The following is a 1,049-nucleotide window of genomic DNA, read 5'->3' as shown; positions in this document are numbered from 1 at the left end:
GTGGGGTATGGACAGGATAAGAAGCGTACATACGCTAATTTCCAAGGCAGTTATGAAGCGGGTATAAACCTTTTTGGACTTTTAACCGGTAGCGTCGCCAATGGTTCGAATGCGATAGATGGCAATGTCCGGACGCAGTCGACATTAAGTGTCCCCGTAGGTGTGCTCGGGCTGCTGTCGGCAACGCAGTACCTGGAGTTTACGACCGATGGCAACCACGGCAACGTCCGGACGATAAGTGGGGATGTTCCCGTGACAGTGAAAATCCAGTTACCCAGTGAGGTGCTGGGATTACTGAGCGGTGTTGAAATCGGTTCATTCCGCAATTTATCTCCCGTTAGCGCTACGTTGGTTAATAGAGCAGGTTATAATACGAATAACCGCACCGTGGCCTATTCGGGGAATGCATTATTAAACCTGCTTCAGGGAACAGGCACTTTCGAGGTGACATTTACGCCGGGCGAGGATTATCAGGGTGTTTTTGTAAGGCTGAGCGGCGACGGATTGAGTGTGCTGCTGACAAGTGGTGTCTTCCATGCTTATATCTATGAAGACCATAGTTATGCGAACTGTGAGGAGAAACATACCCCGGTAGACGTATTGCACGGTACCCGGTCGGGCTCCATCGGTGCGTTGACATCGCTGGGCGGGGTGACGAATCCGTACAACGCAATCGATAATTTCACGGACTACGCGACAATGAACGTCGGTGTGGGGGCATTGAACACGATTTACCTGAATACGGTGTTCCCTACACCTTCGGAGCCGGGGCAGGTGGTCCGGGTTGTGCTTGAGCAACCGGGGTCACTGCTGGATTTAAGTGTATTGTCGTCTTTTTCCATCCAGCCCTATAACCGGGGGACAGCTGTGGGCAGCCCTATCGTCGCAAATGGCGGATTGCTGAACGCCCGACTGCTTCCGGGAACACAGAAGTACGAATTGGCGTTTAAAGTAGACAACCCTTTTGACAGGGTTGAACTTCGTTTTGACAACACGGTTACGGCGTTGACATCCTTACGCGTTTATGAGGTAAGCCGCTTACCGCGCGT

The 1,049-nt window shown here is 51.9% G+C and carries 1 protein-coding gene; it reads left to right on the top strand.

Going from position 1 to position 1,049, the window contains the following annotated elements:
• On the top strand, positions 1-1,049 hold a 1,049-nt coding region (locus tag BM030_RS20015; RefSeq protein ID WP_211657679.1), incomplete at both ends, for a hypothetical protein.

This window comes from Parapedobacter composti (assembly GCF_900112315.1).
Classification (GTDB): domain Bacteria; phylum Bacteroidota; class Bacteroidia; order Sphingobacteriales; family Sphingobacteriaceae; genus Parapedobacter; species Parapedobacter composti.
This window is presented reverse-complemented; position numbering and strand designations above follow the sequence as displayed.